This is a genomic window from Pseudomonadota bacterium, assembly GCA_018817425.1.
In the GTDB taxonomy this organism is placed as follows: domain Bacteria; phylum Desulfobacterota; class Desulfobacteria; order Desulfobacterales; family RPRI01; genus RPRI01.
On record JAHITX010000079.1, the window covers coordinates 64,232 to 87,169 of the forward strand.

17 protein-coding genes and 1 riboswitch are annotated in these 22,938 nt (G+C 38.3%); of the genes, 3 read left to right on the forward strand and 14 right to left on the reverse strand.

Annotated features, from left to right (window positions below):
- Positions 1 to 162: 162 nt before the first annotated feature.
- From KKC46_13405 to KKC46_13440, 8 genes are all read right to left on the reverse strand, one after another.
- Positions 163 to 978, reverse strand: coding sequence for a sugar phosphate isomerase/epimerase (locus tag KKC46_13405; protein ID MBU1054804.1), 816 nt, complete (start codon positions 976 to 978; stop codon positions 163 to 165).
- Positions 979 to 1,005: 27 nt separating this feature from the next.
- Positions 1,006 to 1,899, reverse strand: a complete 894-nt coding sequence (locus tag KKC46_13410; GenBank protein MBU1054805.1) for an exopolyphosphatase — start codon at positions 1,897 to 1,899, stop codon at positions 1,006 to 1,008.
- 161 nt (positions 1,900 to 2,060) lie between these two features.
- Positions 2,061 to 3,032 (reverse strand): electron transfer flavoprotein subunit alpha/FixB family protein, encoded by a 972-nt coding sequence (locus KKC46_13415; GenBank protein MBU1054806.1) that lies wholly within the window; start codon positions 3,030 to 3,032, stop codon positions 2,061 to 2,063.
- The gene (locus KKC46_13420) at positions 3,032 to 3,823 is read right to left on the reverse strand and encodes an electron transfer flavoprotein subunit beta/FixA family protein (GenBank protein ID MBU1054807.1); all 792 of its coding nucleotides are present in this window, start codon (positions 3,821 to 3,823) and stop codon (positions 3,032 to 3,034) included. The genes KKC46_13415 and KKC46_13420 overlap by 1 nt, the downstream gene beginning before the upstream one ends.
- Before the next feature lie 71 nt (positions 3,824 to 3,894).
- Positions 3,895 to 5,958: a (Fe-S)-binding protein gene (locus tag KKC46_13425; protein ID MBU1054808.1), complete on the reverse strand. Its 2,064-nt coding sequence runs from the start codon at positions 5,956 to 5,958 to the stop codon at positions 3,895 to 3,897.
- A 393-nt stretch (positions 5,959 to 6,351) separates the two neighbouring features.
- A complete protein-coding gene (locus KKC46_13430; GenBank protein MBU1054809.1) occupies positions 6,352 to 8,199 on the reverse strand; it encodes an acyl-CoA dehydrogenase in 1,848 nt (615 codons plus the stop codon).
- 37 nt (positions 8,200 to 8,236) lie between these two features.
- Positions 8,237 to 8,851, reverse strand: coding sequence for a TetR family transcriptional regulator (locus tag KKC46_13435; GenBank protein MBU1054810.1), 615 nt, complete (start codon positions 8,849 to 8,851; stop codon positions 8,237 to 8,239).
- 370 nt (positions 8,852 to 9,221) lie between these two features.
- Positions 9,222 to 9,983, reverse strand: coding sequence for a GGDEF domain-containing protein (locus KKC46_13440; protein MBU1054811.1), 762 nt, complete (start codon positions 9,981 to 9,983; stop codon positions 9,222 to 9,224).
- Between the two features lie 312 nt (positions 9,984 to 10,295).
- A riboswitch (TPP riboswitch) is annotated at positions 10,296 to 10,388 on the forward strand.
- 176 nt (positions 10,389 to 10,564) lie between these two features.
- Here KKC46_13440 and thiC point away from each other — a divergent pair.
- A complete protein-coding gene (gene thiC / locus KKC46_13445; GenBank protein ID MBU1054812.1) occupies positions 10,565 to 11,863 on the forward strand; it encodes a phosphomethylpyrimidine synthase ThiC in 1,299 nt (432 codons plus the stop codon).
- A 66-nt stretch (positions 11,864 to 11,929) separates the two neighbouring features.
- Here thiC and KKC46_13450 read toward each other — a convergent pair whose 3' ends face one another.
- The 6 genes from KKC46_13450 to KKC46_13475 form a co-directional block, all read right to left on the reverse strand.
- Complete coding sequence (locus tag KKC46_13450; protein MBU1054813.1) at positions 11,930 to 12,877, reverse strand: HD domain-containing protein; 948 nt, start codon at positions 12,875 to 12,877, stop codon at positions 11,930 to 11,932.
- A gap of 295 nt (positions 12,878 to 13,172) precedes the next feature.
- Positions 13,173 to 14,096, reverse strand: a complete 924-nt coding sequence (locus KKC46_13455) for a DMT family transporter (GenBank protein MBU1054814.1) — start codon at positions 14,094 to 14,096, stop codon at positions 13,173 to 13,175.
- A gap of 3 nt (positions 14,097 to 14,099) precedes the next feature.
- On the reverse strand, positions 14,100 to 14,858 hold the full coding sequence (locus tag KKC46_13460; GenBank protein MBU1054815.1) for an HD domain-containing protein: 759 nt from the start codon (positions 14,856 to 14,858) through the stop codon (positions 14,100 to 14,102).
- Between the two features lie 130 nt (positions 14,859 to 14,988).
- Positions 14,989 to 16,896, reverse strand: coding sequence for a propionyl-CoA synthetase (locus KKC46_13465; GenBank protein ID MBU1054816.1), 1,908 nt, complete (start codon positions 16,894 to 16,896; stop codon positions 14,989 to 14,991).
- Positions 16,897 to 17,063: 167 nt separating this feature from the next.
- On the reverse strand, positions 17,064 to 17,756 hold the full coding sequence (locus KKC46_13470) for an anaerobic ribonucleoside-triphosphate reductase activating protein (GenBank protein MBU1054817.1): 693 nt from the start codon (positions 17,754 to 17,756) through the stop codon (positions 17,064 to 17,066).
- A 35-nt stretch (positions 17,757 to 17,791) separates the two neighbouring features.
- On the reverse strand, positions 17,792 to 19,990 hold the full coding sequence (locus tag KKC46_13475) for a ribonucleoside triphosphate reductase (GenBank protein ID MBU1054818.1): 2,199 nt from the start codon (positions 19,988 to 19,990) through the stop codon (positions 17,792 to 17,794).
- Between the two features lie 530 nt (positions 19,991 to 20,520).
- Between KKC46_13475 and argJ the strand changes: the two genes are divergently transcribed.
- Both argJ and KKC46_13485 read left to right on the forward strand, forming a co-directional pair.
- Positions 20,521 to 21,705 (forward strand): bifunctional glutamate N-acetyltransferase/amino-acid acetyltransferase ArgJ, encoded by a 1,185-nt coding sequence (gene argJ, locus KKC46_13480; GenBank protein ID MBU1054819.1) that lies wholly within the window; start codon positions 20,521 to 20,523, stop codon positions 21,703 to 21,705.
- A gap of 259 nt (positions 21,706 to 21,964) precedes the next feature.
- Positions 21,965 to 22,678 carry an rRNA pseudouridine synthase gene (locus KKC46_13485; GenBank protein ID MBU1054820.1) on the forward strand — a complete coding sequence of 238 codons (714 nt, stop codon included), beginning with the start codon at positions 21,965 to 21,967 and terminating at the stop codon, positions 22,676 to 22,678.
- The last annotated feature ends 260 nt before the right edge of the window (positions 22,679 to 22,938 follow it).

The window sequence follows — 22,938 nt, forward strand, 5'->3', positions numbered from 1 at the left end:
GGCGTTTTGAAACTGGCTCCTTTGAGTTTACACGGTATAGGGTTTACTAATCTGCCTTTTAGATCCGGTAATTTATTATCATGATTTGCGTTAGATATCTACTATTTTCATTAAAATGTTTGAAGTCCCACTTTCTTGAAGCAATTAATGAAAAAGCTATAATCAGGAATCTGTTTGTCTGAAAGATTGATAACAGTTATTAAAACACTGCAATGATGGCAGGAGATTTTCAAAAGAAAATACTTCTACAGATAGTGTTCCGGTAAATCCGTGCATAAGATTGATAAGAGTTTCGAGTTCTTTGTATGAGAGTTTGTCGAGTGATTGATGATCACGACCGTTTTTAACACCATGGAGATGAATAACGGCAGTAATATCAAGATATTTTTTAAATACTTTTTGTGCATCATAACCGTTTAAAATTAAATGACCGGCATCAATACAAACTGATAAATTAAAATCCGATATAACACCGGCAATCCACTCAAAAGGATATTCAAGAGTTTCTATTGATATTGATTTACTATTTACTCCCGACTTCATTAGTTTTTTCATACTGTCATAGACGTTGTTAAGCCATATCTGATCGCATTTGGTTTTATCAAGATCATCCGGATATGAGAGATGCAAAGTATAAGTGGATGGCGACAATATTTTGGTAAGATCAATAATATTGACAATTGTATCAACAAACCGAAGTCTTTTGGTATCATCGCTGCTTCCGGAAAAAATATCTGTCGGAAGGTGAATATTATATGTTATGCCATGTTCTTTTGAAATTTCATGCAGTGCTTTAATTTCATTTTTTGCAGGAATACTACCTGGCGGTATGCTTTCAAAAAATAGAAGTTCTATTTCATCTAAATAGGGGGCAAGCATTTTAACATTGGGTATCATATGATCAGGATATATGTAAGATGTGGTGCCGATTTTAAAAGGATATTTTTTTTTGTAAGATTCCGGAAGAGCTAAATACATATATTATGATTCCTGTAAATTATGCACCTAGTCATTGGCTTCATTTCGTAAAAGGATAGAAATAATTTCGGCAATATATTCATCGGCTTTTTCTGAAGGAAATCTGCATGCACCTGCGCCGCTATGGCCGCCGCCGCCAAATTTTTTAAGCATTTTTCCGGCATTTACTTTGCAAGTCGTATTAAATATATTATGTCCGACGCTTACTGCCATTTTATCTTTTTTACTATCATTATATCGTATTTTAACGCTTACGTTAGCTTCGGGAAATAGAGAATAGACAAGAAAGCGGTTTCCCTCAGGGGCATCGTCAAATGAACGCAGATCGGTTATAGCCACATGTTTTTTAAGTACAGTATTTTGAAGCAATACAGTTTTATAAGCTTTATTGTTTTCAATTACTTTTTCACACTTTTTCTTTATATCCGCATCGTTCATAACAGTATTTATATCAAAATCTTTTAACAGATGAACCAGGCTGTTCCAGTATGATTCATCCGATAACTCACGGTTTGAGATTGTCATGGAAAGAAGGATATAAGGATAATTTTCCGGATGTAAAACCTCATCAATTGATAATTGAGCAGAATCGATTTTATCAGTTTCTCTTACAAGTTCTGTAAAATCTTTTTTGAATTTACCTTCATAATATGAAAAAACCACTCCTGCCGCAGAAGGAGCTATAGCAAATGAACCTGAAAACGGCTTTTCAATCGTATTTGAATAATGATGATCAAACCACATGGAGCATCGATTGTCATAAGGAAGATTAGCCATTATATCCCCTTCCTTTATTTCTATCATACCATGCTGAATTTCGTGTGGCTCAACCCATTTAACAGGTTTAGTAATTCTCTCTTTTTCAAACAGAAGTACTGCGCATACTATCCCGTCAAAATCAGGCCGTGTTACAATTCTCATATTATCTCCGGAATCAGTCAAATTAGCGTTCATAACATAAAAAAACCATTATGCTTAATGTATGATACCTATATAAAAAGTCAACATATGACTTTAAACAAAACAGCCGGCAACCTTATTACAGGCAACCGGCTGAATGAAAATATAGATGGGGTGTTTGATTATTTTGAATCGTTAATTTTTTCAGTAAGTTCCGGAATAATATCAGCTAAATCTTCAACAATTCCAATGTCTGCGACTTGAAAGATCGGAGCGTTCGGATTCTTATTGATGGCTACCATAAAAGGTGAGCCCTTGATTCCGCCAAGATGCTGAAAAGATCCGCTTATACCTAATGCCATGTAAACTTTGGGTTTAACGGTTTTGCCGGAAGTACCTACCTGGCGGCCCTTTTCAAGCCACTTGGCATCAATGATTGGACGTGAGCATGAAACATCGCCGCCCATGGCTTTTGCAAGATCATTAGCCATTTCAATATTTTCTTCTTCTCCGATTCCGCGCCCGATAGAAACAAGAATTTCGGATTTTGTAATATCAACGTCTCCGACTTCGGCTTCGATAACTTCTACAAAACGCCTTTTTTGTGCCGGGATCTCGCCTGCATCTGCTGTCTTATCAACAACCGATCCGCCTTCTGCACCACCTTCAACCGGAGCAAATGAACCCGGACGAATTGTAATAACCGCTCCGCCTGAAATATCGCAAAGCACATGTGTGCTGACCTGACCGCTGAATTCCTGACGAACGGCTTTGAGCTTTCCACCATCATTGCCTTCAAAATCAATTGCATCAGGAAGATAAGCTCCATCCAGTTTTATGGATAGGCCAGGGGATAAATCCATACCAAAATGGTCATGCGCAACCATTACGATGTTTCCTTTGGGAATAACCTTGGCAAGTAAAGCGCGAATTACTTCCGAATTGGGATATGCGAGCGCATCATTTTCTATTTTCCAAACTTCTTTATATGAAGCTGTCAAGCTATTACATACGGAGTCTATATTACTGCCCACCACAATTGCAGTCAAAGAAGCAGAAGGATCAATCTTTTTGGCTGCCGCAACCATTTCTCCTGCCGTGTCATCAACAGCTCCGTCTTTATGTGATATATATGCAAAAATCTGAAGGGCCATTATTTTATACCTCCTTTGGATTTCAATAGTTCAATCAGTTTATCAACCTTTTCATCCATGCTTCCCTCAAGCATTTCAGCACCTTCTCCAAGAACAGGCGTGAAGTAATCAACAAGGGAAACCTTGGCTGCCGCTGAGCCTACCGAATCCTGACTTAATCCAAGGTCTGATGCACCTTTAACCGGGATTTCGACAGACGCAACTTTTCTGATTCCACGGATACCGACATAGCGGGGTTCATTAATTCCGGTCTGAATCGAAAGAACACATGGAAGATCCATTTCGCTTATCTCCTGTTGCCCACCTGCGATTTCTCTTCCTATCTTGATTTTTTTATCGTCGGATGCTTCTATAAGGTTAACAAGAGACGCAAAGGGCAGATCAAGCATTGCGGCAAGCATACCGCCTACCTGACCGGCTCCATCGTCAGCCTGGGCTCCTGTGAGTATAAGGTCGTATTTACCTTTTTCTATTTCAGCTTTTAATATTGATGCAATGCCTTTCCCGTCAGATCCTTCAAAAGCGGCATCTGAGAGAAGTATTCCATTATCGGCGCCCATAGCCATTTCTCTTCTCAAGACTTCTTCGGAATCGGAATCGCCAACCGAAACAACCGTAACGCTTCCTCCAACATTGTCTTTAATTTGAATTGCCTCTTCAACGGCATAGTTATCCCATTCATTTACGGAATACACAAGATCGTCCCGTTCAATATCCGAACCGGAATCGTTTACGCTGATTTCATTTTCAGCGGTATCTGGAACTCTTTTAATACAAACTAAAATATCCATTTAATCCTCCATATCAGTTTATTTGAATCTATTTACAGGCCGAAAAATGAGCCTGCTTGATTTAATTATTCTTAAGCTATGTGTTTTTCAATCAGTTCCACAAGATCAATTGCTTCCATTTTACCTTCCATTCCGCAAACCTTGATCGCATCTTCCATATTTACCAGGCAGAAAGGACAGGCGGTAATAATAACATCTGCTCCTGCTTGTTTTGCCATTTCAACTCTTAATACACTCATTCTCTGTTCTTCTTCAGGTTCATAAAAAAGCATCAAACCGCCGCCGCCGCAACAAAAAGACCGGTCTCTGCACTTTTCCATATCTACTCTTTTGATTCCAGGAATAGAGTCTATAGCTTCACGTGGGTCATCATATACATCATTATGCCTTCCAAGGTAACACGGATCATGGTAAGTATATACCTTGCTTGTATCTTCGACACTCTTTAGTTTTATATCGCCCGCTTTTACGCTTTTAACTATTGTTTGGCTAATATGTTCAACAGGCACAATGCCATCGTATTCATTTTTTAAGGCGTTATAAGCATGCGGATCGGCAGTAACTATATTTTTAACTTCAGAATTTTTTATTTCTTCAATATTGTTGGCCTTTAAATCCTGAAAAAGCATTTCTTCTCCGAAACGTCTTACTTCATTACCACTGTCTTTTTCCAAAGATCCGAGTATGCCAAAATCAATTCCGGCTGCCGTAAGTATTTTTGATGTTGCTCTGGCTATATCCTGCATTCTGTCATCATATGATGTTATACTGTCTACAAAATAAAGTGTATCGGCGGCATCCCCCTTTTCAATCAATTTGACCTTTATACCACTTTCCTTTTCAAGAGACTTGGTCCAGTCAGCACGTTTTTTCTCCATTTTTCCCCATGGATTGCCGCGTTTTTCAAGGGCACTCAATGGTTTTTGAATAGATTGCGGAACCATGCCTTCGTCAACCATTCCACGTCTTAGATCAACAATCTTGTCGATATACTCAATCATCAGAGGACATTCCTGCTCACAGGCACCGCATGTTGTGCATGACCATATTTCATCTTCACTGTAAATATTCCCGATAAGGGGCTCGTCAGTATTTTGCGCTTCTCCTAAAATCGGATATTTTTTAAACATATATGCACGAGCCTTTATGGAAATAAATCTTGGGGAAAGCGGGCGTCCTACTGCATTTGCAGGACACTGATCTGAGCACCTTCCGCAATCTGCACATGAATAAAAATCAAGCATATGTTTCCATGTGAAATCTTCAAATTTTTTCACTCCGAAAGATTCGAGTTCCTCAAGCTTATCATCGGCAACTCCCCACTTAACTGGTTTAATAGCCCCTTTTTTAAATTTCATTGAAAAAAGATTGGGAAGAGATGTCATAATATGAAAAAACCTGTTGGATGGAATCATGCAGAAAAAAAGAAAAAACGCAAGCATGTGGATATAATAAGAGCTAAGATAAATTGATTGTAATTTTTCTATCGGAGTTTGGCTTAAAATATTTGAAGCAACCCAAACTCCCGTTCCGGGAATTAATATCTTAGCAAATTCCATTCCTTCCTGAAAATGGGCTGAGGCCAGGCTTGCTTCAAAAAACATATCTGCTGCCATTAAAACAGCAATCAAAAAGAGCATGAGCAAGGTTTCATTTGATTTATCCTCACCAAAGCGAGCCGGAACCTGGTAGCGTTTCGGCAAATAAATTCTGCGTAGCATTGCAAAAACACAAACACAAAAGACCAAAGTTGCGGAAACATCTTTGAGCATTCCATACCCTACGCCGACAATGCCCCCCAATCCAGGGGAAGCAAAGGTATCTGAGAACCCGATCAGAATAAGTATAATCCATCTTAATGCAATTATGATAAATCCGGTCAAAAAAGTTATATGAATAACGCTTGATAAGAAATATCGCGGCATTCTATGATGAGGAACCTCAAATGCGTTTATCAGCCGCTGCTTTACATTATCCTTACGAGAATCGAAAGCGGCTTTTTTAAGCGGAACAAGCCGCTTGTTTACTATAAACGCAAGAACTCCCAAACCGACAAGTACAATCAAAACAGAAAGAACAACCGCCGGTATACCGTGAATCGAAGCATTGGCCGGGGAAGTTAATATTGCATCCATATATACTCCCTTCTATCTTATATAAATCGCCCGGTAATAGCCAATATGGCTGAAGACGGACAACACATTAACAATATTTATAAAAATGAATGAACGCTCATTCATATAGCAAACCGGTTCAAAATCTGTCAAGAAAAAAGAAACTGCTTATATTCCTTAAAAACCCGTGCCGGATGTATTTGTGATACTTTTAATCAAACTAATAGACTCCAGTGCTTTTTGTAATTGATTAATCACTTATAAGCATCTGTTAATTAAAGCTATAGATCAATATAGCAACAACGCAACCAAACAAAAAAAGCGGGCCCGTCAAAAGCCCGCTTTTTATCTTAATTGATTATTTCGTAAAAAGTACCCACACCGTTTATACGACAAAGTATAAAACCAAACTTATCATCCGCCAAATGAAGCTTCAGGTATATCAACAACGGAACTGCTTAACCCGAAGATTGCATCCATCTTGCCTGATGTTACGGGAAGTAATGCATTGATAAAGAACTCGGCGCTCTTGATCTGACCTTCATAAAAAGCTGCGTTTTTATCTTTTCCTATTTTTGCACGTCTATCCTCTCCGGTACCTGCTATTTTATCAAGTTTTGGAGCAGCGATAACAGCTCTCCAGAGCAGCATCCATGCCATAACAACATCTCCTGTCACTTCCATGAAAGGATGTGCAAAAGCAAACGCTGAAAGCACTTTGGGAGATCTCGCACTAGCTCCGATATGCTTGGTAACTTCCCCAAGTTTATTAAGAGATTTCTCAAGGTTCTCAGCAATGCCTTCTATACCTTGTATTCCTTTTGCACTTGCAATGGTTTTTAAAATTTCACCTACAAGATCTTTAACGGGTTTACCTTTATTCATGCCAAGCTTACGCCCGAGAAGATCCATAGCCTGAATACCGTTTGTACCTTCATATATCATAGTGATTCTGCAATCTCTCATATATTGCTCAACCGGATATTCCGTTACATATCCATAGCCCCCATAAATCTGAATGGCATGGCTGCATATTTCAAAGGCTTTGTCTGTAATATAACCTTTGACTATCGGAGTAAGAAGATCGGCAAGTCCCTGATACTTTGATTTTTCTTCATCACTTTCAGTAATACTAACCATATCAAAACAATAAGAAATAAAATAAACAAGACTTCTCATACCTTCTACATATGATTTCATAATCATAAGCTGTCTGCGAACATCAGGATGCTGAATTATAGGAACACCGGGTGCGCTTTCATCCATAGCTTTAAGCAGGTGTTTGCCCTGAATCCGCTGTTTTGCATAATCCAATGCATAGAGATAAGATGGAGACGCACAGGTAAGGCCCTGAAGACCGACTTGCAGACGCGCATCATTCATCATAAGAAACATGACTTTAATGCCTTTGTTTTCTCCTCCAAGAAGAAGCCCCCTGCATTTGCCCTTTCCCCCTAAAGCGAGCGAGCATGTTGCATTACCATGAAGCCCCATTTTTTCTTCAATCCCTGTACAAACGACATCGTTTGTTTCTCCAAGAGTTCCATCATCATTAACCCAGATTTTTGGAACCAGAAACAATGAAATACCGGCAGTTCCTGCAGGAGCTCCCTCAATTCTTGCAAGAACAGGATGAATTATATTTTCGGTAAGATTCTGTTCCCCACCGGAAATAAATATCTTGTTGCCTGTTATTGAATATGTTCCATCTTCATTCTTTTTTGCACTGGTAGTAAGGGCTCCGACATCAGTACCTGCTTCAGCTTCAGTAAGAAGCATGGTCCCGGACCATTCACCGGAGTACATCTTTTTTAAAAACATCTTTATCTGCTGATCTGTTCCAAATTCCTCAACAAGCTTTCCTGCTCCATGGCACAGTCCGCCGTACATTGAAAACGAATGGTTGGCTGCAACAAGGTAATCAGTTGCTGCTGCTGCAACCGTATGGGGCATTCCCTGACCGCCATATTCCGGGTCGTCCGACATGGCAATCCACTCACCTTCTTTGATTAAATTATAAATTTTATGATAACTTTCCGGAACTTTTACCATGCCGTTTTCGAACTTGCATCCTTCCTTATCTCCCAATGGACGGGTAGGAAGTATTTCTTTTATAGCCAGATTGCGTGCTTCGGACACGATCAAATCTATCGTTTTCTTATTAAACTCTGCATACTTTTCGTGTTTGCTGAGGTCTGCTATCTGAAATTGCTCATGAAGCACAAAATCCACATCCCTTCTGTCAGCTAATAACTGTGCCATAATTAATCTCTCCTTAGAATCAATTTATATGTTATTTTTATGAGACTTGCTGTTCCCTTAATTCTTCCGAATTTACTATTCCTCTTATAAACAGATCAACAAGCGGATCAGCCATTGATGTAAGATCATATTTGCTATCTGAATGCAACCATGTATTAATTACCTCATCAACACCGCCAAGTATATACCGTTTAACCAGACCTACATAAAGATCTTTTCTTATTACACCTTCATTTTGCCCTGTTTCAATTATTTCCGAAACAATATCAAGATACAGCTTGGACATTTCTTTTATCTGATTTTCGACCAGCCGGTTGTTCTGATGCGTTTCCGCCTGATATAAAACCGCCATATACCTGTCATTCTGAAATTCTTCAAGTTGACACCGGATAAAGTTTTTAAGTTTATCAAAACTGTTGCCGGCCTTGCTCACTTCCTCCCGTAATTTCCCGAATACCTGCTTTGTCTTATAAGTAAAAAACTGGACAAGGATATCGTCCTTGTTTTTAAAATACAAATATATAGTGCCATCCGCAACTCCGGCTTCCTTAGCAATCTGGGATATTGTTGATTGATGAAATCCCCGTTCTGCAAATATTTTGACAGCAGAAACAAGTATGCGATGATATTTATCGTTTTCTTTGGCTCTGATATTTATAGTAAACCTTCTCAAGAACGTTTTAGGATAATATTATGAATGAATACTCATTCATTAACAAATACGGTTTTCCCCTGTCAAGTTGTTTTAGAAAAACCTGTTATTTTAAATTATTGCATTTCTCAAAATAACATTTTTGAAGCAATAAGATTATAGGGTATGCACAATAGATGATAAATGAGCCAGTTTCAAAACGCCCCATTTTGGCCGATCTCTGCGTTGGGTTCAAATTTCAATCCTCGAAATACTAAATGTATTCCTGTGGTTGAAATTTTCTCCCGCCTTGAGCTTGACCAAACTGAAACGTTTTGAAAGTGGCTCAAATGATTGTTAACAAAAACGATTGATTTGCGAAGGAATTACTTCAGGCATAAACTTGATAATTATTTTCCCCTAATTGTTTAGCTATGTTCATGCTTTCTTCTGCTTCAGCTATAACTTTATTGATGTCTGAATCATTATCAGGATAACAGGAAATTCCTATGTTAATGCCGACATTAACAATGCCTCCTGTGCTAAGGGATATTGGCTCTGAAATGGAAGAAATGAGACGCTCGGCAACAACGGTAGAATTCGTTTTCTCATTCATATCAGTTAAAATCACTACAAATTCATTTTCGCTGAAACGAAAACAGAAATCATTAGCTCTTGTTGCGTAATTAATTTTTTCAGCACATTTTTTTAAAGCCTGATCGGCAATTTCTTGTCCCATTCTCTCAATTAAAGATTTATATCCGTCAATGTTAATAGAAAGAAAGGCCAGTATTTTATCAAAATTTATTGCTTCATCAACTAATTGCAGGCATACTTTGTCGAGGCACTCCCTGCTTAACAATCCTGTCAATGGATCTACTTTAAATTCAAAATCTTTTTTTGGAGATAATAAAATTATGGAATAGGTCCGGCCTAGAAGGATTTTTTTTGCATAACTAATTGTATTTTCAGATTCGTATTCCGAATATTGTTCCAAAGAACCGTCGTTTTTAAGATGAGATGAAACTTCCTGATCGATAATTGATTGATCAAAAAGGGTATTTTTGTAAATAATCGACCTATTCTTTAGCAGGCATGCCCCTTGATCTATGCTTTGTATTATTTTAATAAAGTACTCTTCGATATTTTCCATGCTTTCATTTCCTTGTTGAGATTACTATAAGCGAACTTTGCAGAGCATATTATCAATCGATTAGAAACTTATTGTATCTAATGGGATCTTTTGTAATTTAAAATAATTATAATATAAAAAAATGTTAATACCTAGTCAAGGAAAAAACAAAATTGTCTTTCCCGGACTTGATTGAGTTATAAAAAGCAATAGGACCGTGGAATAATAAAGATTCCGGTGGATGGTGAAGATAGATCATTTTGCGTATAAGGAAAGCAAATCTGAAAAATTAAGAATATTGACATACCTGTATTTTATTTCTAAGATACAAAATAATCTCGTTAGGGGAGCCATTAATGGCTGAGAATCGACTCTTAACTACCTGATCAGGGTAATGCCTGCGAAGGGAAACGAGTTTTTGGTTTTTATACTTCTGGAATCCACCGTTTCTCATGATTACATTTTTGGGTATCAACCCCTTTTGGCAGCCTAAGTGGCGGCATATAAAATGCCGCCCTACGAAAAGAAATATACCGTAGGGCGGGGTTTTAGACCCCGCCAATACCTTCAGTATACAAACAATAATAAAAGAAGAAACACATATGACACAACTTGAAGATGCTTTAAAAGGCAAAATAACCGATGCCATGAAACAGGCAGCAGAATATGAAGGAATAAGCGGTGAAGAAATTCGCGCGGGAGTTGCAAAAGGAGAAATAGTAATCCCCAAAAACATCAACCACAATTTTATGGCGCGTGGAGTTGGAAAAGGACTTAAAACCAAGATAAACGCCAATATAGGAACATCCCCCAGCCATTTTGATCTTGATGAAGAGCTAAAAAAGCTTGATGTGGCGGTTGAGGCCGGTGCTGATGCCGTTATGGATCTATCAACCGGCGGAGATATCTCCTTGATTTTGAGAAAAATTCTTGAGCACTCAAAAGTAATGATCGGAACCGTTCCAATTTATAAATCCGTTTCAAAAATAATTTCTGAAGGCAAAAGCAGTATTGAACTGACTGCTGATGAAATCTTTGATGAAATTGAAAATCAGGCAAAAACAGGAGTGGATTTTGTTACGGTTCATTGCGGCATCACCCGCCACACTGTTGATGTGCTCAAAAATTCAAACAGGTTAATGGGTATAGTATCCCGGGGCGGTAGCCTTATGACCGAATGGATACTAAAAAATGAGAAAGAAAACCCGCTTTATGAATATTACGATCGTCTCCTCGATATAACCCGAAAATACGATGTCACCCTTTCTTTAGGTGATGGCCTGCGCCCCGGAACAATTTGTGATGCCGAAGACAGAGCCCAGATCTCGGAACTTGTGGTTCTTGGAGAACTCGCACAAAAAGCAAGAAACGCCGGGGTGCAGGTAATGATTGAAGGCCCAGGTCATGTACCCCTTAGCCGGATTGCTTCCGATATGAAATTACAGAAACGCCTATGCGGCAATGCCCCATACTATGTTCTGGGCCCTCTGCCTACTGATATAGCACCCGGTTATGACCATATAGTGGCTGCTATAGGAGGAGCAATTGCTGCAGCAAGCGGAGCCGATTTTTTGTGTTATGTAACACCTGCCGAACATTTAAGCCTGCCTACAATTGACGATGTACGTGAAGGAGTAATTGCCTCCAAAATTGCGGCACATATCGGAGACATAGAAAAAGGTGTAAAAGGAGCTTGGGATCGCAACAGGAAGATGTCGGAAGCCCGCAAACGGTTTGACTGGAAGACAATGTTTGAACTGGCGATAGATCCTGTTAAGGCATGCAGGATACGAAACAGCACTGAAGACAGGGACAGGGATGTATGTACAATGTGCGGCGATATGTGCGCCTTGAAAACTTATGAACGCGCCATGACAAATTCATCTTCCGATAAAAAATGACGGAAGTTTGTTTTGAGAAAACACGAAAGAATGTTTGGTTTTGCTTTTGTTCGGAAAAGACGAACATTAAGTAGTATTGATAGAGCCTGTCTGTAAATTTCCAAGGCTTTTTATTAAGTTAGTATACAGCTTTTTATCGAATTTACCGATGGTTACATCTTTCATGATAATTTGACTGAGCGCATTATAGGCATCCATTGCAGTTCTGTAAGGGCGGGTATCGTTTGTCAGTGCTTCATAACAATCAATAATACCAATTATCTGAGCTGTTTGCGATATTCTTTTTTTCCCGTTGGGATATCCGCTTCCATCAATTTTTTCATGATGATCCAGGGCGCAAGCAGCTATTTCTTTGCTATTGAACTTACAAGCAATTAATATTTTATAGCCTAAAACAGTGTGACTCTTCATTTCTGCAAATTCTTCATCGGTAAGTTTTCTTGGCGCGGCCAGAATTTCATTGTTGATTTTGGTTTTGCCTACATCATGCAAGAGCCCGCATAAGCCAAGCAACTTGGCCTCACCGGAAGAAAATTTCATATGAAACGCATATTTTAAAGCAAGGGCCATAACATTTATTGAATGCATAATAGATGAATAGTCTTTAGAAGAAAGATCAATTAAGCTATTAATAACGCCTGATTCCCTGGAATAATCGCTTACAAAGACACCTACTGTATCTGATACTCCTTCAAGGCTCCCGCTTCTTGGTTCAGCAAGTGTTTCACCAACAACCGCAACAAGAGTTTCTTTAACTTTTACAGGATCAGAGGCATTGACATAGTCTGCAAGTTGTTTGTTAAATCCTTTCTGTGCTTCCTGAAGTCCGTTTAATTTATCGGTTTGCCTAATAAATAAATCTTTGGGATGCATGCCCTCTGTAATACGCATTTCACCAACTGTAATCCCGGATGGTTTATACAAAACATACGTATCATTTTTGGTTTTGTGATAAAGTGGAATACCAATATAAAAATTTAATTGAGATTTTTTTGCCAGTATATATTCGCTCAAAGTATACGCCGTTTTTATTCTATAAAATGATATTATTGTACAAAAACAAGTTGATCTGCGTTTCCATAAATAACCATATCATTAAATGATAATAATTTATTACAGGATATCATAATTGTCTATTATTAATTCGGCAACACTATCAGATATCTTTAGAGGTAATTGTAAAACGTTTTGTCATACCCAAATGTTTTTGTAGGACATCCATGATTTCAGTCGGTTACAAACTGGATTCCCGCCCAGAAACGTTGCGGGAATGACAGAATAGGAAGTTATGCAATTGGCTCTTTAGCCTTTATTTCGTCTTATCTGTAGAAGTTACAATCATCCCATAGGACACAAAAAACAGGGATAACAAAGATAACCATGTAAAGGATTCCGAATCCAATACTGCTGCTGAAAGGAATGCCCCACAAACCGGTATAAGAAACCTGTACACCGCAATACTTGTCAATTTGTTATGTTTAATCAGCATGTACCAAAGTGAAAAAGCTGTTGCAGTAGCTACGGACAGATATAAAAGAAGAAATACCAGTTCTGCTGAAAACTCTATCACAGAAGGTTTTTCAAACAGGCATGCAACAATAAAAAGGACAATACCGCCAAAAGTAAGCTGATATGCGGATAATACAGGAGGATAAATTCTGGGCGAGGTTTTTTTTACTATGAAAAGAGCGGATATGGAAGAAAGAGATGTTAAAATTATAAATCCTTCACCTGTCAGCCGAAAATCAAGGCCAAACTGTTTTACATTGAAGTTAACTAAAATAATGCCTATAAATCCAAGGATAAGACCTATTGTTTTTACGGAGGTTAATTTGTCGTCTTTAAGCAGAAAATGTGAAAAACCCGCTAAAAAAAGCGAGCCCGATCCTGTTATTATGGAAGCCTTCATACTTGTGGTGTTTGAAATTCCTATGTAGAAAAAAAAATATTGAATGGTAGTCTGAAGAAGTCCTAATAAAAGAAGAGTAAAATAATCCTTTCCGGCAGGCAACCTTAAGGGCTTTCCACACAAAAACAGCACCAGGAAGACTATAATTCCGGCTGTTAGAAACCGGTAAGCCGCAAAAAAAAGTTTTCCACCTGTATTGTTCTCAATATGCAGAATTGAAAATCCAATTTTTAAAAGCGGGAAAGCGCTTCCCCAGAGCATGGCACAAACAAATGCTATGAGCATTACCGCAGGAGGCCAGGTTAAGATTTTGTTTTTATCCATTAATTATATAAGATATGCAAAGTCTTTCTTTATTACTGCAAAGAGTTCTTCTCCTATTGCAATGCCGATATCTATAAACCCAGGCCCGTATTTCTTTCCGGTTTCCGAACGAAATGTCAGTTTGATTTTGTGAAGACTTTCCATTCCTTTAGGATAAAGGGCTATAAATTCAGAAAAGGGAGGATTTATATATGATATCATTTCCCAGAATGTATCAGTAAAATTATCCGGCCCCCAACGAAACTTATCAGCATCATAAAGACAATCCGATAAAAGTTTTCCTTCCGGACTTTTTGTTTCTATACCAGTTGTAAACGCTTCATGATTTTTTATTGCAATGCAAATATCATCCACTTCTTCAGGAATAAAAGGGTAGTCTTTTAAAACTTCACGGGCAAAAACTGCGCCTGCTGAAGAATGATCTTTTTCCTTTCTTTTTGTATCGTGCAACAACCCGGCACATTGAGCAATAATGACTCTTCGATTGTAAAAACTCTCGGAATATCCGGCCATCTCGCTTTCTATAAATATCAATGCCCCGGCATCTAAAGTTACTTTAATAGCATGATTAAGGCCGTGTCCAAAATCGTTATCCAGATTTTTAGTTACAAACATAAGTAGCTGTAAAAGGAGCTGATTTGTCTCAAGATTTTTTTTTGAATATACTAAAGCAGGTGCATAATCCTTATAGAAATCAGGAAGAGGGTACCCGGAAACTATGCGTCGCGCCAAATTTCGTATTTTAGCGTAATGATTCTCCATAAAACTCCGAACAGGATTTTTTGCTGATCCAACTAAAACAAAAAAAATCCTCCTTGGCAGGGGCGCACTAAAAGCATCGCAAAGTGGCTCCTAAATATCAAGGAGGATATAAAAAATTAACCAAGATCAATTATTTTTTTGCGTCTGCGTAACCAATCTTGACCAGAGCCTCTTTTATTTCATCTAAAATAACCGGATCATCTATAGTTGCAGGCATCTTGTATTCTTTGTTATCTGCAATCTTCTGTATGGTTCCTCTTAATATTTTACCGGAACGTGTTTTGGGAAGACGTTTTACAACAGTTGCTGTTTTAAATGATGCAACAGCCCCTATCCTTTCTCTTACCATTTTAACTATTTCTTTTAATATTTCATCATTACTGCGAGTAACGCCTGCTTTAAGAACGATAAAGCCTAAGGGGATCTGGCCTTTAAGCTGGTCTTCAACACCAAGAACCGCACATTCCGCAACATCGGGATGATCGGACAGTACTTCTTCCATGCCTCCGGTTGAAAGACGGTGACCTGCTACATTAATTACATCATCTGTTCTGGTCATTACAAAAACATATCCGTCTTCATCAATAAAACCGGCATCCGCTGTTTTATAATATCCTGGAAATTCCTTCAGATATGCATTGATAAATCCATCATCATTATTCCATAGTGTCGGAAGCGTTCCGGGAGGAAGAGGCAGTTTGACTACAAGGGCACCTATCTCACCTGCTTTGGCTACTTCATTATTTGGATCAAGAACCGTTAAATTCCATCCCGGAGCCGGTTTAGTCGGAGAACCCTGTTTAACCGGAAATTGATGGATGCCCATACAATTTGCTACTATAGCCCATCCGGTTTCAGTCTGCCACCAGTGATCTATTACAGGAACACCGAGGCTTTTTTCGGCCCAGTGCAGAGTATCGGGATCTAGTCTTTCTCCTGCCAGAAACAAAGCCTTAAAAGCTGAAAGATCATAATTTTTCATAAGCTCGGCATTAGGATCTTCTCTTTTAATCGCACGAAAGGCTGTGGGGGCCGTAAACATAACTTTTACCTTGTGCTGAGATATAACGCGCCAGAAAGCGCCCGCATCAGGCGTGCCTACCGGCTTTCCTTCATAAACAATAGTTGTGCAGCCCTGTAAAAGCGGACCATAAACTATATAAGAGTGCCCTACTACCCATCCAACATCTGATGCCGCCCAGTAAACATCTCCCGGGTCAACATCATAAATTGCTTTCATGCTCCATTTTAATGCAACCATATGACCGCCGTTATCCCTTACAACACCCTTTGGAACACCTGTTGTTCCTGAAGTGTAGAGTATATATAAAGGATCTGTTGCTGCAACAGGAACACAATCGTGCGGTTTGGCTTTTGATATTTCATCATTCCAGTCAAGATCCCTTCCGGCAATTAAATCAGCAGATACCATAGGCCTCTGAACAATAATACAATGATCGGGTTTTGACAGTGCTATTTCAATAGCACTGTCAAGGAGAGGCTTATATGGGATCACACGCTTGGTTTCTATACCGCAAGAGGCGGATACAATTATCTTCGGCTTTGCATCATTTATCCTTGTTGCAAGCTCATTAGGAGCAAACCCGCCGAATACAACCGAGTGAACTGCACCAAGACGTGCACATGCCAGCATAGCAACAACAGCTTCCGGAATCATGGGCATATAAATCAGAACCCGGTCGCCTTTTTGAACTCCATGGGCTGCATACACACCGGCAAGTTTTGCAACCAAATCTTTTAGTTCGGAATAAGTATACTTCTTGATAGTATCGGTAACCGGGCTGTCATAAATAATTGCATTCTGATTCCCTCTTCCATTTTCAACATGAATATCAAGCGCATTGTAGCAGGTATTTACCATTCCACCGGGAAACCATCTGTAGAAATAGGGCTTGCGTGAATCATCTAAGACTTTATCCCATTTTTTATACCAGTGACAATTTTGTGCCACTTCTCCCCAGAATCTTTCCGGATCATTTATGGATTGTTCATAAGCTTGTTGATAAGGGTTAGTCATCGCAGTTCTCCTTAATTTGATAGTAAAAGCAAGAAAATCATTATCAAATAAAAAATTATAGGTATAAGTGTCAAGTAAAAAAGACGAAAGGCATACAAAATACAAGTGATTTTGAAAAAAGATTTATGAAGAAGGGGCTTTTTTTCTTTGGAACCAAAAATTTATATTTATCTTATAATACACTCATTAACAAAAGGTTTTGCCGCCAATTCCATCTTAAAAAACTCTTCTTCAGTCAATTCACACTCTTTGGTGTTGAAAAACTCCGGCATAAGCACATTATTGTTATGAAAATGCTGAAGTACATACCGGTTTGCACCTGAAATTAAATGAGATATTTTTTCGATAACAGATACATCAACAAACGGCCTAACCGATGTAGTCCTGAATTCATATTTAATTTTTGAATCCATTATGATTTGAATACTGGATAATATTTTTGCATAGTCAAAACCGGACGCAGTAAAATAAGAATACCTGGAAGGGTCCGTTTTTATATCCATTGCAATATAATCTATAAGCTCTTCATCTATCAGGCTTTTTATAACCTCAGGATTACTTCCGTTTGTATCAAGTTTAACACAGTAACCCATTGCCTTAATCTTTTTACAGATAAAATTAATATCACTGTGCAGGGTAGGCTCTCCGCCCGAAATAACAACACCGTCTAAGAAATTCTTGTGGCTTTCCAAAAAATCAAAGATTTCCGTTTCTTTTAAGCAAGCAGTTGGTTTGTTATTTGCGAGTTGCGGATTATGGCAATAAGGACAAGCAAAATTACAACCCGAAGAAAAAAGAACACAGCTTATTTTTTCAGGATAATCGATTAATGAATTTTTTTGAATGCCGCCTATTTTCATGACAAAAATCCGTTTTTAAAATCAACTGTTTGTAATTATATTGAGACCTGTGACCTGAGAATAGGTTCCTCATAGCAACTATCGAGGTCGTTATCATCAGTTTTTGATTCCAAACTTACAAAATGCTTATCTTCTTCATCATCAGATGGCAGTACATAGATTTTTCTCATTTTATATTCAGCCTGCTTCCCGTTGTTCCATTGCTTTACCGGTCGCAAATATCCTACAACCCTTGAATAGACTTCCGTTTGGGCATCACAGGTCGGGCATTGTTCCTGTTCTCCATTCAGATACCCGTGTGAAGGACACACGCTAAATGTTGGAGTAAGGGTAAAATAGGGAAGATGAAAATTGGTTGATATTTTTCTGATAAGTCCTTTTATTATTGTAATATCTGATATAAGTTCTCCTAAAAACAGATGCAGTACTGTGCCACCGGTATATTTAGACTGAAGGCTATCCTGCAATTGTAATGTTTCATATATATCGTCCGTATAATTGACAGGTAGTTGTGTTGAATTTGTATAAAACGGTGCTGCCCCGTTTTTATAATCCTCTTCATTGGCACATATGATATCGGGCATATCATGCTTGTCTTTCATGCACAAACGATACGATGTACCTTCTGCCGGAGTAGCTTCAAGATTGTAAAGATCTCCTGTTTCTTCCTGTGCTTCAGAAAGCATATTGCGTATAAAATCCATAACCCTTAAAGAAAATTCCAGGCCTTTTTTACTTGCTATATCTACCCCTATAAAATTAAGGCAGGCTTCGTTCATGCCGATTATTCCGATTGTAGAAAAGTGATTTTTCCAGTAAAGACCTGTTCCGTTTTTAACATCTCTTAGATAGAATTTTGAGTAAGGATAGAGATTGTTTTCTGTAAACTTTTCCAGGATCTTTCTTTTTATAGAAAGGCTTTGTGTTCCAACATTGATTTTTTCTTTAAGATGCCCGAAAAATTCATCTTCAGTTTCAGCAATATAGCCTATTCGCGGAAGATTTATTGTAACAACTCCTATAGAGCCGGTAAGCGGGCTTGCGCCGAACAGGCCGCCGCCTCTTTTTAATAGCTCTCTGTTGTCAAGGCGCAACCTGCAACACATAGATCTTGTGTCTTCAGGAGAAAGATCGGAATTAACAAAATTTGAAAAATAGGGTATTCCGTATTTGCCGGTCATTTTCCAAACCGTATCAAGGTTTGGATTGTTCCAGTCAAAATCGGCAGTAATACTATAAGTTGGAATCGGAAATGTGAATACCCTTCCTTTTGCATCCCCTTCCATCATTACTTCGGCAAAAGCCCTGTTTAGCATATCCATTTCAGGCTGAAAATCGGAATATGTTTCCTCGCGCTCTTTCCCTCCTACTATTACAGGATGATCTTTTAATATTGATGGAACAAAAAGGTCCAATGTAATATTGGTAAAAGGCGTCTGAAAGCCGACTCGTGTAGGAATATTTATGTTAAACACAAATTCCTGCATTGCCTGCTTTACTTCATTGTATTTAAGTCCGTCAAATCGTATAAAAGGAGCAAGAAGAGTATCGAAATTTGAAATAGCCTGGGCGCCGGCTGCTTCACCCTGAAGTGTATAGAAAAAATTGACAACTTGCCCAAGTGCGGATCGTAAGTGGTTGGGTGGAGCACTTTCCACTTTTCCCTCCACACCCCTGAATCCTTTTACAAGAATATCTTTTAAATCCCATCCCACACAGTAAACCGACAAAAGGCTTAGATCGTGTATATGTAGGTCGCCTTTTTTATGAGCATCTCTTATTTCAGGAGGATAAATCTTGTTAAGCCAGTATTCTGAGGTTACATCAGATGATATGTAATTATTCAGTCCCTGCAAAGAATAACACATATTGCTGTTTTCCTTGATTTTCCAATCAAGCTTTTGGATGTAATGCTCCACAAGATCAATATTGGCATTGGTTGCAATACTTCGTATCTGTGCATGCTGCTCCCTGTAAATAATATAGGCTTTTGCCGTTTTGTAGAACGTAGAATCCAGGAGCACACGTTCAACAATATCTTGTATTTCTTCAACATCCGGAATTGGCCCGAGGCGGATTTCATGGGCAAGCGTTAGAACTCTAAGTGTAAGTTTTCTTGCATCTCTTTCTTCGAATTCACCGGTTGCTTTTCCTGATTTAACCAATGCAACCGTAATTTTAGATGAATCAAAATCAACAATTCTGTTGTCTCGTTTTCTGATTGTTTCAAACACTTGCACCACCTCTCTTAGTTTTGTCGATTTAAAGAAAATTGTTTCTGCCTACAAAAAGAGACAAAAAATACCCGCCCGCTTCCAAGAAAAAAAGAAAATACAAAATATATATATAATAGTTAAGTGAATTAATATAAAACAAAGGATAAGGTCAGTTTTTAAATAGCTTTAAAAAAAACATTTTTAATACAGCTTTATAGAAGTTATGATTTTTATGATAATAGGTATAAGGGTTTATCTAATTAATATTTTATTTAGATGATTTGTCTTAGTACACAATATATAGTCGCTTGTCAACTATTTTATTCAATATATGGTATTATTGCAATTAAAATGTAACTGTTTCAAAGAACAGTAAAAAAAGATTTCAGCATCGTTTTTTAAAAAAAAAAGCCGATTTATAAATTATTGCAATCCCATCAATTGTTACTATACTCAGATTGACAATGTGTCACACTTCTGACAAATATATTGTAATTATAACTGGTTTTTATTGTGCTAATAATACAAACGTAACGGGATTTAAACATATGGAAAATACAACTTGTAAAGGATTTACAGCTTCCGGAGTAATCTCCGGTCTTAAAAAAAACGGACACAAAGATCTCGGCCTGATATATTCCGAAGTTCCTGCAAATGTTGCCGGAGTATTTACCAAAAATAAAGTCCAGGCTGCCCCGGTAATTCTTGACAGGCAAAGAATTAAAACCGGTCTTTGCCAGGCAATTATTGCAAACAGCGGAAGCGCCAATTGCTGCACCGGAGATAAAGGCATGGAGGATGCTTTGTCCGAAGCCGGATTTGCAGCATCCGGTCTTAATATTAACGAGGAAATGGTGCTTGTAGCCTCAACCGGTGTTATAGGAAAGCCACTTGAGCTTGATAAAATGAAAAGCGCTGTTCCAAATCTTGTAAAATCACTTTCCGCTGACGGCATAAATGATTTTGCCCAGGCAATAATGACCACAGACACTGTTCCAAAGATAGCATCAGTAAAAGGTGAAGTCGGAGGGTGCAATTTTTACATAACCGGTGTTGCAAAAGGTGCCGGGATGATTTGCCCTGATATGGCCACAATGCTATGCTTTATTATTACTGATATCAAAGCAGAATCAGATTTTCTTAAAGAAGCACTAATATCTTCTACCAACAAATCTTTTAACAGGATAACTATTGACGGCGACACAAGTACAAACGATACGGTTCTTATCATGGCAAACGGAATGTCAGGCATAGATACAGATAGCCTTCCCGGAAAAGAATATTTTCAAAAACTGCTTGATGAAGTTATGATCAAGCTTGCCAAAATGGTTGTAAAAGACGGTGAAGGTGCAACAAAACTGGTAGATATAACAGTTAACGGAGCTGCAAGTGAGAGTGATGCCAGAAAAATTGCAGGCGTTATAGCAAATTCAAACCTTGTTAAAACGGCTTTATTCGGAGAAGATGCAAATTGGGGAAGAATTCTGGCTGCAGCCGGAAGAGCCGGAGTAGAAATTAAACCTGAATCTGTGGATATTTATTTTGATAATGTGCTAATGGTAAAAAACGGCTCTGGCTGCGGAATTGATGCAGAAGCAAAAGCAACAAAGGTTTTAAAAAAGTCTGAATTTACCATAGTGCTTGATTTGAAATCGGGAAACGCAAATGCTTCGATTTTAACATGTGATTTTTCGATTGATTATGTCAAGATAAATGCCGATTACAGGTCGTGATTTTTGCCGTTCAACTCTGGAGCTGATAAAAAAACTCACGCCTTCAGGCGAATACTTCAATTCAATATCATTGATACAAAAGGGTTCAGGGAGTCAAGGATTCGAGGGTTCGAGTGATGGAAAATAATTTAAAGAATCAATTGATTGGAGAAAGTTTACTGCAGAAGAATACAGGAGACAATAAACACTTGACCCCTTGGCCCCTTGAATCCTTGAACCCTAAGGCAATCGGCTTTAGCCGATGCCATTTGACTTTAATATGAGACTTCAAAAATACTTATCTGCCGCAGGGTTCTGTTCGAGAAGAAAGGGTGAACAGCTTATTCTATCCGGCCTTGTGAAAGTTAACGGTGTTGCAATAACTGCGCTTGGAACAAAAATAGATCCTGAACATGATGTGGTTGAGGTAGAAGGAAACAAGATAGAATCAAAAGATGATTTAATATATATAGCTCTTAATAAACCAAAAGGATATGTTACAACATGCAGACGGGAAAATAATAAAATTGTTTTAGATCTTGTTGATATTCCCCAGCGCATTTACCCTGTAGGCCGTCTGGATAAGGATTCAAGCGGACTTCTTCTTTTAACCAATGATGGCAGTTTGCATAATATTCTTTCGCACCCTTCTTTTGATCACGAAAAAGAGTATGAAGTTACCGTCAAATGGCCGATTACCGACAAGGCCCTTGATAAAATGAAAGAAGGGCTTTTTCTTATGGGAAGCAAAACAAGACCTGCCGAAATAAGCAGAATTTCTCCTGAGCATTTTAATATCACACTTAAAGAAGGCCGTAACAGACAAATACGCCGCATGGTAGTAAAAGTAGGAAACAAGGTTTTGAAGTTAAAAAGGATAAGAATCTCAGATATAAAACTGGGCAATCTGAAGGAAGGCACATGGAGATATCTGAAGGACAAAGAAAAAAAAGCTTTGCTTAAAAATTATATCGCACCAAAGTCTATAGTTTAATGTAACCACAGGAATACATTTAGTATTTCGAGGATAGCGCTAATGCTTCACTTCGTGCGAAATTTGAGCCCAACGCTTAAGATCGGCCAAAATGGGGCGTTTTGAAACTGGCTCATATTAAATTTATTGCTATACTGGCTGCTTATCCTTATATATCAGAGATTCTTTGCTGTATAATCGGACAATTAGATTAGTTGACAAAAACAAAAACAGATGGTATTTTTATTTTGTAAGTATAGTATATTGTCAACAGGATAGTT